Genomic DNA, 14,524 nt, shown 5'->3' with positions numbered 1-14,524 from the left:
TGATCGAGGCCGAGAACGCACCGGTGCGCGGATCGACGCCGGCACTGATGCTGCTCATAAAGTTGTAGGCCCCGGAATACACATCGCCGCTGCTGAGCAGGCTGGCGGCGGACTGGATGTCGGGGGTATTTCCAGAGGGGTCAAACATGGTTGCTACTCCTTGGTTCGCTGAAACGGAGTGGCAACATAGAAGCGCAGACTTAAGGGAAACAATGAGCAAGGGCTGTAGGTGTCTTCGCGACAAGAAGCTGCACGATTGCATCCAAGGTGCACCTGCAAAGCTGTCTGGGTTTCGTTGCACGGGATGGGCGGGTCACAGGTTCTCGCTGGTAACGATCTGCAGCGGCACATGGATGCGGTGACGCAACGGATCAAACTGCGGCGCTGTTTGCAGTTCTACCAGCAGGTCCATCAGCGCCGTGGCGATCAGCCCGGGCTGGGAGTCCACCACTATGCGAATCAACCCCTGCTTGAGCGCCTGCTGCGACAGCTGCGTGGACTCCGGCAAGATACTGCACAGGCCCGGGCGAGCGGGCAACTGGGCCAGGGCGCGGATGATGCCGTCACCACCGCCGCCGACCACGCACAGGCCGCGTAAATCGGCATGTCGGGCCAGCAGGTCCAGGGCCGCTTCTTCGGTCACGTCATCGTTGTCCATATTGATCAGCGGATCGAGCAGTTTGAGCCCCGGTGCATGCTCTGTGAGGTAACTGCGCAAGCCATCGACCCGCGCCTGATGCCCCTGGAAGCGGTGGCCGCCCAGCAATACGCCGATGCTGCCCTTGCGCGCATTGCAGGTATGGGCCAGCAACCAGCCCATGGTGCGGCCCACCTGGAGATTGTCCACGCCGACATAGGCCTCCTGCGCCTGTTCGTGGATGTCTGACAGCAGGGCAATCACCGGCACTCCGGCTTCACGAATCTGGGCAATGCAGGCATTGATCTGCGGATGGGTGAAGCTGACCACCGCCAGGCCATCGTACTGCACTGCCATGTGCTCGATTTGCGCCACGATGGCGCCGGGGCTGCGGTCGATCACGTACTCGAAATGGCAGCTCAGGTTGGCCTCGAGCTGACGGCGGGCCGCTTCGCCAATGGCGGCCGCCAGATTGCCGTAGAACGCCTGGGCAGTACCCAGTAGCAGAATGCCGAAGCGATAAGTGGGGCGGCGCTCGCGGATGCGCTGGCCAATCAGGCGCGCGGCGAAATAACCGACTGCTTCGGCGGCATGGAACACCTGTTCGGCAGTGTCCGGGTTGACCGGGGCCCGGGCATTGAGCACCCGGTCTACGGTGGCCACACTCAGCCCTGCCTGAGCGGCAACGGTGGCGATGGTGGGGCGTTTATTGTTGTCCATGGTCAGCCTTGAAGAAGGCCTTGATAGAAAACTATCAAGCTGCACTGGGCCACGATGATAGCTTGATAGGGAATCTATTCAAGGCATTGAGGGCCATGGCATGGCTGCTTATATTTTCTCCAGAACAATAATCAAGCCAGCGGAGAAACTGCCATGTCCCACTCCAGTTCAACCGAACACCGCGACTATCGATTGACCGGCCCTGAAGCCGCGAGGGCTGCCGAAAAAGGCCTGGTCTCGGCCAGCTGGTATCAATGCCCGATCTCCCGCAAGCGCCTCAAGGAATTGATGCAGCGTCGCGATGGCCCGGCCCTGCGTGACACCGCGTTGTGGATTCTGGCGCTGCTGGCAACCGGGTTCGGTGGCTACTGGTTCTGGGGCTCCTGGGCCTGTGTGCCATTTTTTATTGCCTACGGGGTGTTGTATGGCACCGCCTCCAATGCGCGCTGGCATGAAATGGGCCACGGCACGGCGTTCAAAACCCGCTGGATGAACGATGCGGTGTATCAGGTCGCCAGCTTCATGTGCCTGTTCGAGCCTCATGTCAGGCGCTGGAGCCATACCCGTCATCACACCGACACTATCGTGGTGGGGCGCGATCCGGAAATCGTCGAGCCGCGTCCACCAAGTCTGGTGCGCATGGCGCTGAGCCTGTTCAATCTGCCCCATGGGTTCAATACCCTGCGCTCGGTATTGCGCCATGCAGCCGGGCGTATGGATGACGAAGAGCAGAGCTTTATTCCGCAGTCTGAATGGCCGGCAGTGGTGCGCACGGCGCGGATCTGGCTGGTGATTTACGCCCTGGTGATCGGACTGGCGCTGTATCAGCACAGCTGGTTGCCACTGATGTTTATCGGCCTGCCAAGCCTGTATGGCGCGTGGCTGTCCTACCTGTTCGGGCTGTCGCAGCATGTGGGGCTGGCCGAGGACGTACTGGATCACCGCAGTAACTGCCGGACGATTTACATGAACCCGCTGCTGCGCTTTATCTACATGAACATGAACTATCACCTTGAGCACCACATGTACCCGATGGTGCCTTACCACGCCCTGGCACAGTTGCATGAGGAAATCCGCCACGACTGTCCGCCGCCGTATCCAGACCTGCTTGCTGCCTTCAAGGAAATCATCCCGACCGTTATGCAACAGCGTAAAGACCCCGGTTATTTCATTGATCGTCCCACAGGGCCGCGCACTGCTGCGCCAGCGCAAAACCAGGCTGTCCCCGGCTGATCGCGACCACAACTACAAGAGAGAAGATCATGAGCGAGCAATGGATCGACGTCTGCTGCGTGGACGACATAGATGAAGAAGATGTAATGCGTTTTGACCACGGCCAGCACACTTATGCCGTGTACCGGTCGGCCGATAGCGAGTTTTTCGCCACTGCCGGGCTGTGTACCCATGAGTCCATCCACCTGGCAGACGGGCTGGTGATGGACCACGTCATCGAGTGCCCCAAACATAACGGGCGTTTTGATTACCGTTCGGGCAAGGCGCTTGGGGCTCCGGTGTGCGTCAACCTCAAGACCTATCCGGTGCGGGTCGAGGCCGGTCGTTTGTATCTTGGCGTACCGACTTGAGAGCGGGGAGCCAGACCATGAATACAGTCAATGCTCCACTGGTGATTATCGGCGCCGGCCATGCCGGCGGGCGTGCGGCCCTGACCTTGCGCAGCGAGGGATACAGCGGGCGGTTGATCCTGATCGGTGACGAAGCCCATGCACCTTATGAACGGCCACCGCTGTCCAAGGGGTTGCTGCAGGGCACCACCGACCTGGCGGGTTGCAGCCTGTGCGACAGCACCCGGCTGGGTGAGCTGGACATTGAGCACTGGACGGCCGGTCCGGTGCTGTCGCTGGCACCGGCGCAGCATGGGTTGCAACTGGCCGATGGCAGCTGGCTGGCCTACGGGCGGTTGTTGCTGGCAACGGGTGGACGGGCACGGCGCTTGCCCAACGTGCCGGAGCATATGGCCAATGTGCTGTATTTGCGCACCCATGATGAAGCTCTGACCCTGCGCAACGGATTGCGCCCCGGCTCGCGGCTGGTGGTTGTAGGCGGCGGCTTTATCGGCCTGGAAGTGGCCGCGACGGCGCGGTCCCTGGGCTGCAGTGTGACCTTGCTTGAAGCCGGGCCGCGTCTGGCCGGGCGGGTGTTGCCCGAGCGCTTGTCCGGGGTGTTGCTGGATTTGCATCGGGCCCGGGGTGTTGATGTGCGCTTGAACGTGGCCATTGAAGCGGTGCTGGGCGGCGAGCGGGCCGAGGCGGTACAACTGGTGGACGGCCAGTGCCTGCCCTGTGATCTGCTGGTAGTGGGGATCGGCATGCAACCCAATGTCGAGCTGGCCAGGACCGCCGGGCTCGATGTGGGGCAGGGCATTCGGGTCGATGGGCAATTGCAGAGCAGCGCGGCGGATATTTTTGCTGCGGGTGATGTATGTGAATTTCGCCTGCACCCCGGCGGTGAGTTCCAGCGTCAGGAAACCTGGCGTAATGCCGAGCACCAGGGCCATCACGCCGCCCTCAATCTGTTGGGCGCCGGGCTGCCCTTCAACAGCATTCCGGGGTTCTGGTCCGACCACTATGACTGGGGTTTACAAACCACGGGGCAGATCAGCAGCGCTGAGCCCTCCGCCAGCCGGGCCACGGCAGACGGTGGCTTTGTACTGTTCTACCTCGATGCCGGGCAGCGTTTGCTGGGTGCTTGCGGCTGGGGCATGGGCAACAGCATTGCCAGGGATATCAAGCTCTGCGAACGCCTGATCGCCTGCGGTACACCGCTTCAGATGCCTGCACTGATGGATGCCGGTGTGTCGCTCAAACAACTGTTGAGGAACTGATATGCGTGAATTTCTGGTGTTTCAGTCACTCTGGGCCATGCAGGATCACAACGGCCAATGCGACCAGCCCCTGGAAGCCCAGCTGGATAAAATAGCGGCCGCCGGGTTTGACGGGGTCACCGATCACTTTTGGCTGCCCCAACCTGCTGCACGCCTGCACCGCGCCGCCAGTGCCCGGGGGCTGCAGATCGAAGGTCAGGTGTTTCCACAATCGGTGGATGATCTGGCGGCCGCACTGGACGTGGCCACCCAATACGGCTGCCATCACCTGACGCTACAGGCCGATGTGCGGCCGCGCAGCCTGTCTCAGGCGGTGAAACTGGCCGAAGGCTGGCAGCGGCTGGCCGAACAGGTGGACTTTGCGGTGCTGCTGGAAACCCATCGCTATCGACTGACCAATGACCTGTTTTTTACCCTGGATCTGCTGGCCGAGATGCCCGACCTCAAGTTGCTGGCTGACTTGTCCCACTACGTGGTCGGCCGTGAGTTGCCGCTGCAGGCCAGCGCCGAGGACGACGCCATGATCCACACCATTTTGCGAAACAGTTGGGGCTTTCACGGCCGTGTCGCCTGTAGCGAACAGGTGCAGGTGCCCATCAGCTTTGCCCGGCATCAGCCCTGGTTGCAGCGCTTTGTGGGCTGGTGGCAATACGGGATAGAGGACTGGCTGGCCCGTCCGGACACGCCCCCAAGCCTGTCCTTCACCTGTGAACTGGGCCCGCCGCCCTATGCCATCACCGGTGCAGACGGGCGTGACATCAGTGATCGCTGGGACGAAGCCCTGATGCTCAAGGCGTTGATGCGCGAGGTTTGGCAGGACTGCCACAAGCGTTCCGAGACAGGCGCCGCCACAGCAACCGGCCCAGGGTAATCGACCAGTTGCACAGGGCGATCAGCAGAATGATCGACAGCAGGGCAGGGATGCCGTAGTTGACGATCACGTGCCCGGCCAGCCATGGAAACCCGAACACTCCGACAAAATAAGCCAGGCTGAACAGCACCAGTGACTGCGCCGTGTGCCCGGGGGGCGCTTCATTGGCAGCCTGGCCATTGATCACCGAGTAGGTCAGGCCGTAACCCACACCCAGGGTCATCGCGGCCAACAAATAAGTGCTGGCCGAATTGACGCAGAACATGAACATCAACACCGAGGCTACGATCATGGCCGTGAGGATGCAGGCCATCACGTAGGGGTCGCGCCTGACGATAAAGCCTGCGATCAACAGCCGGCAGGAAATGGCCGCGCCCATGAATCCCAGGAAAAACAGCGAATAGTCCAGCTGCATGAGACTGGCGTAAGAGGTTTGAAAACTCGAGAGCCCGCCGAAGATCGCACCGCCCAGGCCGACCATGACAATCGCCCATACAGCCTTTGAACGCAGTACCAGACGCGCGGCCGGCAGGGTGATTTTGCACACACTGACGGGGCCGACAGTGGCGCTCTGGCGTTTTATTTTCGGGCCGAGCAACACAAATACCAGGCCGCCCAGAAGGCTGGCGACGGTAGCCACCACAAACGCCGATTCCACCGGATAGCCCATTGCCTCGCCAGCGCGTCCGACCAGTGGACCGCTACCGATCCCGCTCATCATGCTGCCTGACAGCAGGGCGAAGTATTTAACCCGGCGCGCGGGTTCAATCATCATGGCCACGATGATCGGGCCCAGGGTGTAAAACACCCCCCAGCCAAAGCCCAGCAGCAAACCGGATACCAGCACCGCAGCGCCAAATGTCGGGACCGTGGCGAAGCCCAGGCACGCTGCGGCCAGCAGTAATGCGCCGGCGGCAATGGCTTTGGGCGCGCCGAACAAATCAGTCAGGTGCCCGGAAAAAATCACCGCAGCAAAGGTGCTGAGCATGGCCACCGAAATGATCGTGCCGGCGTCGGACTCGCTGCCCCCGTGCGCGCTGAGCACCATGGCCAGCAAGAAGGTGGTGCCGTAAGACACCGATAACAGGTAACTGCCCAGGCAGAAAAGACCGAACACACCCCGGGTTGGCGTTGCAGCGGCAGATGCAGTGGATGGCATTCAGGGGGTTCCTCGGGGGTTCGGTTTTTGTTGTACGTGAGCGTCGAAGCTTAATAGCAGGCAACAGCACCAGGTCGTGTTGCAAACCTTTGGATCCTGACATCGCGAAGCATTAAACAAAGCGTGTTTCTTCAACCCTGAGAGCGTCTTTTGCGGCTGCGATGGAACCCGTGATTGAGGTTTAGTGGATCCAATGGCTCGGGACCGATAGCCGAATACCTGGAAATATCGCCCTCGGCCCCGGGCGCAAGGAGATTGGTCGATAATCGCACGCTAATAGTGAAGACTTTGTATTTATTCAACCTATTGATTAACAAAGAAAAAATCGATTCATGTATCGCATTAAGGCCACTCCCCTGAAGGATATCCGGTCCTTGCACTGTCCCCTCATATTGCCTGTGGATCCATTAACGGGTTGACTAGCGCAAGGTGATTGCAGGGCCCCTCCTGAACGTCACCCATCAAAACTACAAAAAAAGGGTCTCGTCATGAATGGCTTATCCAGGGCGCAGAACTGCCTGAGTTCTGCTGACTTTACGTCTGTGTGCACTACCGTTTTTTGCGTGGTTCCGGTCTTTCGCGACAGGGAGGCTCAGCCATGTCCATGGAGCTGAAAACCGCCGTGGATAACGGCCCGATGAGTCGCTTTCAGTTGCTCGCGATCGGTATTTGCATTGTGTTGAACATGATTGACGGGTTCGACGTGCTGGTGATGGCGTTCACAGCGGCTTCGGTATCGGCCGAGTGGGCACTCAACGGTGCGCAGATCGGCTTGCTGCTCAGTGCCGGTTTGTTCGGTATGGCCGCAGGTTCCTTGTTTATCGCGCCCTGGGCTGACCGCATCGGTCGTCGACCTTTGATCCTGTTGTGCCTGGTGATCTCGGGCAGCGGCATGCTGCTTTCAGCCATGAGTCAGAGTCCGCTGCAACTGGCTTTGTTGCGCGGTCTCACCGGGCTCGGGATTGGCGGGATTCTGGCGAGCAGCAACGTGATTGCCAGTGAATATGCGAGCAAGCGCTGGCGCGGCTTGGCGGTCAGCCTGCAGTCCACCGGGTATGCCCTTGGGGCAACGCTGGGTGGCTTGCTGGCAGTCTGGTTACTGACCCATTGGGGCTGGCGCTCGGTGTTTGTATTCGGCGGGCTGGTCACCTTTGCAGTAATTCCGCTGGTGCTGTTGTGGCTGCCCGAGTCGCTGGATTTTCTGCTGGCGCGTCGTCCGGCAACCGCCTTGCAACGGATCAACCGTCTGGCCCGGCGTCTGGGGCAGCCGCCCCTGAGTCAAATGCCACCGCTGGTCGCAAGCCCGTCCGGCAACCGCAATGCCCTGGGTGCACTGCTGGCACCTGCAATGCGTCGCACCACGCTGGTGATCTGGCTGTTGTTCTTCCTGGTGATGTTCGGTTTCTACTTTGTGATGAGCTGGACCCCCAAGTTGCTGGTGTCGGCCGGGCTTTCCGCGCAACAGGGGATTACCGGGGGCGTACTGCTGAGTGTTGGCGGCATCTTCGGTGCGGCATTGATTGGCGGCTTGTCATCGCGCTGGCCGCTGGCCCGTGTACTGTCGCTGTTCATGCTGATTACCGCCGGTTTGCTGGTGCTGTTTGTCGGCTCGGCGTCTTCGGTGATGGCTGCCCTGGGGTTGGGCTTGCTGATCGGGATGTTTTCCAACGGCTGTGTGGCTGGCCTGTATGCACTGTCGCCGGTGGTGTATGACGCCTCCGTACGGGCGACGGGGGTGGGCTGGGGCATCGGGATCGGTCGTATCGGCGCCATTGTGTCGCCAATCGCTGCCGGGTTTTTGCTGGATGCCGGCTGGCAGCCGCTGCACTTGTATGGAGTGTTTGCCATCGTATTTGTGGTCGCGGCGGGCTGTCTGTTGCTGCTCAAGCCATCGTCGGCGCAGGCACAGCCGGTGCTGGCGTCGGCCTGATCATGTTCCGCCTGTAGGAGCGGGCTTGTCTCGCGAGCCCTGTGCGATTGAAAAGATCGCGAGGCAAGCTCGCTCCTGCAGATTCAAATAACAATTAAAACGGGCGGGCTGTATCAGCTGCGGGGAGCGGCTGCGCCCGATAATCGGAGAACAATAATAATGAAGATGATGACCGGCTTGCTCTCGTTGAGCTTTTGCGCCTCGGCGCTGGCGCAGCAAGAGGGTTTCTTTGAAGGGGCGAGCACCGACTTGCTGCTGCGCAATTACTATTTCAACCGTGACTTCCGTGATCCGGGCGCCACTAAAAGCAAGGTGGATGAGTGGGCGCAGGGTTTTATTCTCAAGTTCAACTCGGGCTACACCCCGGGGCCGGTGGGCTTTGGTCTGGAGGGGATAGCCATGTTCGGGGTCAAGCTGGACAGCAGCCGGCTGGCCAGCGGTTCGGAATTGCTGCCGGTACACGATGACGGTCGCGCCGCTGACAATTTCGGCCGTGCCGGGGTTGCGGCGAAAGCGCGCTTTTCCGCTACGGAGTTGAAGCTCGGTGAGCTGCTGCCGGATGTTCCGCTGTTGCGCTACGACGATGGCCGCCTGCTGCCGCAGACTTTCCGCGGTGCCATGCTGGTCTCCAAAGAGATCGAAGGGCTGGGGTTGCAGGCGGGTCAGTACCGATCTGTCAGCTTGCGCAACTCTTCGGATATGCAGGATCTTTCGGCCTGGGCTGCGCCGGGGGTAACCTCCGACCGCTTCAATTACGTGGGTGCCGAGTACCGTTTCAATCAGCAGCGCACCCAGGTGGGGCTGTGGCATTCGCAGCTGGAAGATATCTACCAGCAAAGCTATTTCAATCTGCTGCACAAGCAACCGGTCGGCGACTGGGTGCTGGGGGCCAATCTTGGTTACTTCATTGACAAGGATGATGGCAGTGCCCGCATCGGCAAGGTCAGCAGCCACACGGCCTATGGCCTGTTTTCGGCAGCAACCGGCGGCCATACCTTGTATCTGGGCTTGCAGCGGGTGAGTGGCGACACCGGCTGGATGTCGGTGTACGGCAGCAGTGGCCGTACCCTGGGCAACGATATGTTCAACGGTAACTTCAGTAATGCCGACGAACGTTCCTGGCAGGCGCGCTATGACTACAACTTTGCCGCACTGGGAGTGCCGGGGTTGCTGGCCATGGTTCGTTATGGACATGGTGACAACGCCACCACCAAGCAAGGCACCAACGGCAAGGAGTGGGAACGTGATACCGAGGTCAGTTACACCTTTCAGAGCGGTACCCTGAAAAACCTCGGCCTGCGCATCAACAATGCCACCAACCGGCGCAGCTTCAACAGCGACTTTGACCAGACCCGGGTGATCGTGAGTTATCCATTGTCGATATAACCTCGACAGGCCCGTAGGAGCGAGCTTGCTCGCGAGCTCTTGATCACGCAAAGCTCGCGAGCAAGCTCGCTCCTACGGGTTTTTGGATGTGCCTGTTACTATGGCCGCCCCTGTTTTCTGGAAGTTGTCTGGATGAGCAAGCCCGGTCAATTAGTGCTGATCGCACTGCGCAAAATGATTGCCTCAGGCGAGCTTGCCGCGGGCGAGCGCCTGATGGAAATCCCTACCGCTGAATTGTTCGGTGTGTCCCGGATGCCGGTGCGCATGGCGTTTCGCACCCTGGAGCAGGAAGGCTTGCTGGTGCGTTTTGGCGGTCGCGGCTTTCAGGTGCGCTCGGTGAGTGCCGATGATATTGCCGGCGCGGTAGAGGTGCGCGGTGTGCTGGAAGGGTTGGCGGCCCGTCAGACTGCCGAGCGCGGGTTGTCGGCCGAAGGGCGCAAAGTCCTCGAGCTGTGCCTGATGCAAGGCGATGAGCTGTTCGACAAGGGCTTTGTGACCGAGGACGATCTTGAGATCTATCACGATCTGAACATGCGTTTTCATCAGGTGATCATCGAGGGTAGCCATAACCCGGCGATTGCCGATGCGCTGGCGCGCAATGATCACTTGCCATTTGCTTCGGTGACCGCGCTGGCGGTCGATCGCAAGGACATGGTGCGCGAGTACCGGCGTTTCAACTACGCGCACATGCAGCACCACTCGGTGTTCGATGCCCTGGTCAGTGGCCAGGGTGCCCGCGCCGAAGCCATCATGCGCGAACACGCCAACGCAACTTTGCGCTATGCCGAAATATTTGGCTCGGCGGTGGCCAGTGAGCGGATGAAAGTGATTCACCGCCCGGACTGAGTTCAGATATCCAGCACCAGCAGCGGCGATTTCGAGCGTGAGCAGCAGGGTGTGAACTGATCGTTGCAGGCTTGCTCCTGCTCGGTGAGGAACATGTCGCGGTGATCCGGTACACCTTCAAGTACACGGGTCAGGCAGGTTCCGCAGACGCCCTGTTCGCAAGACATGGGGATGTCGATGCCATGGCTTTCCAGAACCTGGACCACGGTTTTGTCGGCCGGAATCTCGAATACCTGGCCGCTGCTGCCCAGCTTGACGGAAAAACTGCCGTCGTTGCTGCTGTCCATCGGTGCTGCAGCGAAGTACTCGCGGTGCAGCGCCGCTTCCTCCCAGCCCTGGGCCCGGGCGCTGTCCAGAATGTGCTGCATGAAGCCTCCCGGGCCGCATACATAGAGGTGGGTGTCGAGCTGTGGGTCGGCCAGTACCCGGACGGCGTTCAGGGCGGTTTCGGGCTGTTCGTCGAAGTGCAGAAACACCCGGTCAGCGAAAGGCGAATTGCGCAGGCGCTCAACAAAGGCGGCGCGAGTACTGGAGCGTGCGCAGTAATGCAGTTCGAAATCTGCACCGCTATGGGCCAGGCGCTCGGCCATGCACAGAATCGGGGTAATCCCGATCCCGCCGGCGAACAGCAGGCTGCGGCGGGCATCGTGGGTCAGTGCGAACAAATTGCGCGGCTCGCTGATGCGCAGGCGGTCGCCGGGCTTGATCTGTTCGTGCAGGCTTTGCGAGCCGCCCCGTGAAGCCGGGTCCTTGAGCACGCCGATCACATAGCGATGGCGCTCGTCGGGATGGTTGCACAGGGAGTACTGACGGATCAGCCCGCCGGGCAGATGCACATCAATATGTGCGCCGGCGCTGAACCCGGGCAGGGCGCAGTCATCGATACTGGCCAGCTCATAGCTGCAGATGTCCTGCGCTTCGTTTTTGCGTGAAATCACCACCACATCAATCATGCCGGTTCCTTGTTCTTATGGGGGAGGCTGGCACGGCAGCGGCTGCCGTGCGCGGGTTGTTACTGTGCGCTGGCGATCAGTTGCGGTTCGGGGGAGCGTTCGCTGGCGATGATGCGCTCCAGTACCCGGCGTGACTGCACACCGCCCGAGTCGATATTGAGTTTGAGCAGGGCGCGGTGTGGATGGTCCAGCAGGTTTTGTTGCTGGCGCTCGAGCATCTCCAGGTCTTCGCTGAAGATCTGCCCCTGACCTTCGCGGATCGTATCGGTGAGGGCCTGGTCCTGGGGGTTGAAATTGCGCGCCATGCCCCAGAAGTACCAGATCGAGGTTTCGGTTTCGGGGGTGATGAAGTCGACCACGATGCTCGACGCCTTGAACTCGGGGGCTGCGTGATAGCCGCCTTTGCCCGCATGGGCCACGCCCACTTCAATCAAGACATGGCTGGGCGGTGAAAAGCGGCAGATCTGCCAGCGATCCACCAGCACGTCGTCGGCCAGGTTATTACCGCGCAATGCCATGCGCCAGAAGGGCGGGGGCATGATGTTTTCCATGTGCCGCGCAGTGACCACCTCGTGGCCTTCGACGGTGGTGGTCGGGGCAACTTCGTCGATTTCTTTCTGGCCGATGCTGGAAGCGTGGACGTAGGTCTCGTGAGTCAGGTCCATCAGGTTGTCGATCATCAGGCGATAATCGCAATTGATATGAAACAGCCCGCCGCCGTAGGCCCATTCATCGCTAACCGCCCATTCCAGATGATGGATCAGTGCGGGGTCGGCCAGGTCCTGGTCGCCGGGCCAGACCCAGATAAAGCCATAGCGCTCAACCGCGGCGTAGGTTTTGTTGCACGGAAAACCGCGAACCCGCTGCCCTGGCATCTCCACGGTCTTGCCGTCGCAGCCCATGACCAGGCCGTGATAGCCACATACCAGATTGCCGTTATCGACATAGCCCAAAGACAGCGGAGCGCCGCGATGGGGGCAAAAGTCCTCGACCGCGGCGACCCGGTTTTCCTGGGCGCGATAGAAGACGATTTTTTCACCGCAAATCTGCCGACCCAGGGGTTTGTCGGCAATTTCATCTGGGGTGCACGCGACGTACCAAGTGTTTTTTGGGTACATGACCAATCTCCAAATCAGGTGTTATTGATTTTATGGATCCATTAGTAATCGGCTGTGCCTATGTGGTCAATGTTGTTTGGCATTAATAGCCGATTATCGAACGGTTAATTGGAGTGTTGGGCTTTAATGGATCCATTGGACGATATTCAGGCCTTGGATACATTCTGTAAGCATTGCCGTTTGCACTGCTGCGACCGGGTTGTCAGGCTCGCGTGCAAATCGGTCTCTCCTGCGCCAGAGTGCGCGAGTCAGACGTACAGGCTTATGGCAGGGGGAAACATGTTTCATTTCATCACCGCGATCATTGCTCTTTATGTGATCTGGCGCTTTGTCCGGCCGCTCTCCGTGGGCCGGGCGGGCAAGATCGGGCTGGGTGTTCTGCTGCTGTTGATCGCCGAGCACCACCTTGTCACCCGTACCTTCTTTGGCAGCATGGCGTCCCCCGAGGTGCCGGGTCAGGTGCTTGTGGTGTTGGGGTGGGCATTTGCCAGCCTGATACTGCTGGCGCTGCTGCTGTTGATCCGGGATCTGGTGGGCATTGTGGTCTGGGCCCTGCGGGGTAGAACCGGGCGGGTCTTGCTGGGCGGCAGTCGCCTGGGGATTGCCCTTGGCCTGATCAGCACGGGCCTGTCGGCTGTGGGTGTGTGGCAGGCGATTCGTGTGCCGGACGTCAAAACCATGGAGATCGTTTTGCCACGTCTGCCTGCAGAGCTCGACGGGTTGCGCATTGTGCAGCTCACCGACCTGCATGCCAGCCGGTTGTTGCAGGCTCCCTGGCTCCAGGCCGTGGTGAACAAAACCAATGCACTGAAACCGGACCTGATCCTGATCACCGGCGACCTGGTGGACGGTTCGCCCCGGGCCAGGGTCGACGACGTACAGCCGCTCAAGGATCTGTGGGCACGTTATGGTGTGTTTGCCATCCCGGGTAACCACGAGTACTACGTCGACTACGTGCACTGGCTGCCGGCCTTTGAGCATCTCGGTTTGCATATGCTGCTCAACGAGCATGTGCTGATCACCCATAACGGGCGCGATCTGGTACTGGCCGGGGTCACCGACAAAGCGGCGCAACCGTTCAAGTTGCCGGAGCCGGACATCATCAAGGCCCTCAAAGGCGCTCCGGCGGGTGATCCGGTCATATTGCTCAGCCATCGCCCGGGCGGTGCACTGGTCAACGCGGGGCAGGGCGTTGACCTGCAACTGTCGGGGCACACCCATGGCGGGCAAATACTGGGTCCGCATCTGATTGCGAAGTGGGCTAACGAAGGCTTCGTCTCGGGGCTGTATGCAGTGGCCGGCATGCAGTTGTATGTGAGTAACGGCACGGGTTTGTGGAATGGTTTCCCGGTTCGACTGGGGCGGCCATCGGAAATCACCGAGATCGTATTGCGTGCACCGAAGGTGCAGCCGGAGTGAGGGGACCTGAGCGCAGGGAAACTCGTAGAGAGCCGTGATACATCAAACGGATATGTACGCGGTGGGATCTATAGATCTACCGGGTACATATCCATTACAGGCGTTTAACTGAAATATAGATTTCGCCCTTACGGCGAGTCCCTTTTGGCAAACGCCGAGTGTCGGACCATCCCAAAAAGAACCAAAAGGTCTGCGCCCTACCATACGGCCGAGCTCGCCCAGGCTCGCCCGGTGCCCTCACTCCGGCGCTGTTGTGGGGGCACGCCGTGACGGGCCATCCATGGCCCGGCACGGCTGGCTCGGCGTCCTGCCTCGCCACCCCCACAGCAGCACCTGCGTTCGGCCTCCTGTGATGGGCGTTTGCATTGCACCGACTATCGAGTGGCGGCAGGGACATCGCCTTTAAAAACAAAACAGCGCCTTCATGGGCGTTTTTGATCTGCTTTTGATCTGCTTTTGATTTGTTTTTGATCTTGATCTACTGGCCCCTTCGGGAGGCTGAGAGGAGGTTCTGCGTAGTGGTCCTCCCGGCATGGATGCCGGGAGAGCCGTGTTGGGCCATGGATGGCCCGTCACGGCGTGGCCACGGAGCGGGACCGGAGCGAGGGAACCTGAGCGCAGCGAAGGCCGTACGCTGGGGCAA

12 protein-coding genes are annotated in these 14,524 nt (G+C 60.3%); 8 read left to right on the top strand and 4 right to left on the bottom strand.

Annotated features, from left to right (window positions below; all coding sequences use genetic code 11):
* Window positions 1-313 precede the first annotated feature (313 nt).
* The gene (locus WG29040_RS24140; protein ID WP_127197088.1) at window positions 314-1,357 is read right to left on the bottom strand and encodes a LacI family DNA-binding transcriptional regulator; all 1,044 of its coding nucleotides are present in this window, start codon (window positions 1,355-1,357) and stop codon (window positions 314-316) included.
* Between the two features lie 153 nt (window positions 1,358-1,510).
* Here WG29040_RS24140 and WG29040_RS24135 point away from each other — a divergent pair, with 153 nt between their 5' ends.
* From WG29040_RS24135 to WG29040_RS24120, 4 genes are read left to right on the top strand one after another with little or no spacing between them, the layout of a single operon-like run.
* Window positions 1,511-2,590, top strand: coding sequence for a fatty acid desaturase family protein (locus WG29040_RS24135; protein ID WP_003444855.1), 1,080 nt, complete (start codon window positions 1,511-1,513; stop codon window positions 2,588-2,590).
* A 29-nt stretch (window positions 2,591-2,619) separates the two neighbouring features.
* The gene (locus WG29040_RS24130) at window positions 2,620-2,940 is read left to right on the top strand and encodes a MocE family 2Fe-2S type ferredoxin (RefSeq protein ID WP_003444856.1); all 321 of its coding nucleotides are present in this window, start codon (window positions 2,620-2,622) and stop codon (window positions 2,938-2,940) included.
* Window positions 2,941-2,957: 17 nt separating this feature from the next.
* Window positions 2,958-4,199, top strand: coding sequence for an NAD(P)/FAD-dependent oxidoreductase (locus WG29040_RS24125; RefSeq protein ID WP_127197087.1), 1,242 nt, complete (start codon window positions 2,958-2,960; stop codon window positions 4,197-4,199).
* A gap of 1 nt (window position 4,200) precedes the next feature.
* Window positions 4,201-5,070: a sugar phosphate isomerase/epimerase gene (locus WG29040_RS24120; RefSeq protein ID WP_127197086.1), complete on the top strand. Its 870-nt coding sequence runs from the start codon at window positions 4,201-4,203 to the stop codon at window positions 5,068-5,070.
* Here the strand turns inward: WG29040_RS24120 and WG29040_RS24115 are convergent.
* Window positions 4,988-6,229 (bottom strand): MFS transporter, encoded by a 1,242-nt coding sequence (locus WG29040_RS24115; RefSeq protein ID WP_003444859.1) that lies wholly within the window; start codon window positions 6,227-6,229, stop codon window positions 4,988-4,990. The genes WG29040_RS24120 and WG29040_RS24115 overlap by 83 nt on opposite strands.
* A 598-nt stretch (window positions 6,230-6,827) precedes the next feature.
* Here WG29040_RS24115 and WG29040_RS24110 point away from each other — a divergent pair.
* From WG29040_RS24110 to WG29040_RS24100, 3 genes are all read left to right on the top strand, one after another.
* Complete coding sequence (locus WG29040_RS24110; RefSeq protein ID WP_003444860.1) at window positions 6,828-8,159, top strand: MFS transporter; 1,332 nt, start codon at window positions 6,828-6,830, stop codon at window positions 8,157-8,159.
* 159 nt (window positions 8,160-8,318) lie between these two features.
* On the top strand, window positions 8,319-9,545 hold the full coding sequence (locus WG29040_RS24105; protein ID WP_127197085.1) for an OprD family porin: 1,227 nt from the start codon (window positions 8,319-8,321) through the stop codon (window positions 9,543-9,545).
* A 132-nt stretch (window positions 9,546-9,677) separates the two neighbouring features.
* Window positions 9,678-10,391, top strand: a complete 714-nt coding sequence (locus WG29040_RS24100) for a GntR family transcriptional regulator (protein ID WP_003444865.1) — start codon at window positions 9,678-9,680, stop codon at window positions 10,389-10,391.
* A 2-nt stretch (window positions 10,392-10,393) separates the two neighbouring features.
* Here WG29040_RS24100 and WG29040_RS24095 read toward each other — a convergent pair whose 3' ends face one another.
* A complete protein-coding gene (locus tag WG29040_RS24095) occupies window positions 10,394-11,344 on the bottom strand; it encodes a PDR/VanB family oxidoreductase (RefSeq protein WP_127197084.1) in 951 nt (316 codons plus the stop codon).
* 59 nt (window positions 11,345-11,403) lie between these two features.
* The gene (locus tag WG29040_RS24090) at window positions 11,404-12,462 is read right to left on the bottom strand and encodes an aromatic ring-hydroxylating dioxygenase subunit alpha (protein WP_003444870.1); all 1,059 of its coding nucleotides are present in this window, start codon (window positions 12,460-12,462) and stop codon (window positions 11,404-11,406) included.
* 279 nt (window positions 12,463-12,741) lie between these two features.
* Here WG29040_RS24090 and WG29040_RS24085 point away from each other — a divergent pair, with 279 nt between their 5' ends.
* Window positions 12,742-13,881: a metallophosphoesterase gene (locus WG29040_RS24085; RefSeq protein WP_127197083.1), complete on the top strand. Its 1,140-nt coding sequence runs from the start codon at window positions 12,742-12,744 to the stop codon at window positions 13,879-13,881.
* The last annotated feature ends 643 nt before the right edge of the window (window positions 13,882-14,524 follow it).

The sequence above is a fragment of the Pseudomonas sp. PAMC 29040 genome (genome assembly GCF_003994535.1).
GTDB classification, from domain to species: Bacteria; Pseudomonadota; Gammaproteobacteria; order Pseudomonadales; family Pseudomonadaceae; genus Aquipseudomonas; species Aquipseudomonas paraversuta.
Note: the sequence above shows the minus strand (reverse complement) of the source record. Positions and strands in the feature narration are given on the sequence as shown.

Excerpts from the sequence above, each read along its gene's own strand:
- WG29040_RS24095 (WP_127197084.1), bottom strand. The coding sequence starts at position 11,344 with ATGATTGATGTGGTGGTGATTTCACGCAAAAACGAAGCGCAGGACATC.
- WG29040_RS24125 (WP_127197087.1), top strand. The coding sequence starts at position 2,958 with ATGAATACAGTCAATGCTCCACTGGTGATTATCGGCGCCGGCCATGCC.
- WG29040_RS24085 (WP_127197083.1), top strand. The coding sequence starts at position 12,742 with ATGTTTCATTTCATCACCGCGATCATTGCTCTTTATGTGATCTGGCGC.
- WG29040_RS24120 (WP_127197086.1), top strand. The coding sequence starts at position 4,201 with ATGCGTGAATTTCTGGTGTTTCAGTCACTCTGGGCCATGCAGGATCAC.
- WG29040_RS24110 (WP_003444860.1), top strand. The coding sequence starts at position 6,828 with ATGTCCATGGAGCTGAAAACCGCCGTGGATAACGGCCCGATGAGTCGC.
- WG29040_RS24090 (WP_003444870.1), bottom strand. The coding sequence starts at position 12,462 with ATGTACCCAAAAAACACTTGGTACGTCGCGTGCACCCCAGATGAAATT.
- WG29040_RS24130 (WP_003444856.1), top strand. The coding sequence starts at position 2,620 with ATGAGCGAGCAATGGATCGACGTCTGCTGCGTGGACGACATAGATGAA.
- WG29040_RS24135 (WP_003444855.1), top strand. The coding sequence starts at position 1,511 with ATGTCCCACTCCAGTTCAACCGAACACCGCGACTATCGATTGACCGGC.
- WG29040_RS24105 (WP_127197085.1), top strand. The coding sequence starts at position 8,319 with ATGAAGATGATGACCGGCTTGCTCTCGTTGAGCTTTTGCGCCTCGGCG.
- WG29040_RS24115 (WP_003444859.1), bottom strand. The coding sequence starts at position 6,229 with ATGCCATCCACTGCATCTGCCGCTGCAACGCCAACCCGGGGTGTGTTC.
- WG29040_RS24140 (WP_127197088.1), bottom strand. The coding sequence starts at position 1,357 with ATGGACAACAATAAACGCCCCACCATCGCCACCGTTGCCGCTCAGGCA.
- WG29040_RS24100 (WP_003444865.1), top strand. The coding sequence starts at position 9,678 with ATGAGCAAGCCCGGTCAATTAGTGCTGATCGCACTGCGCAAAATGATT.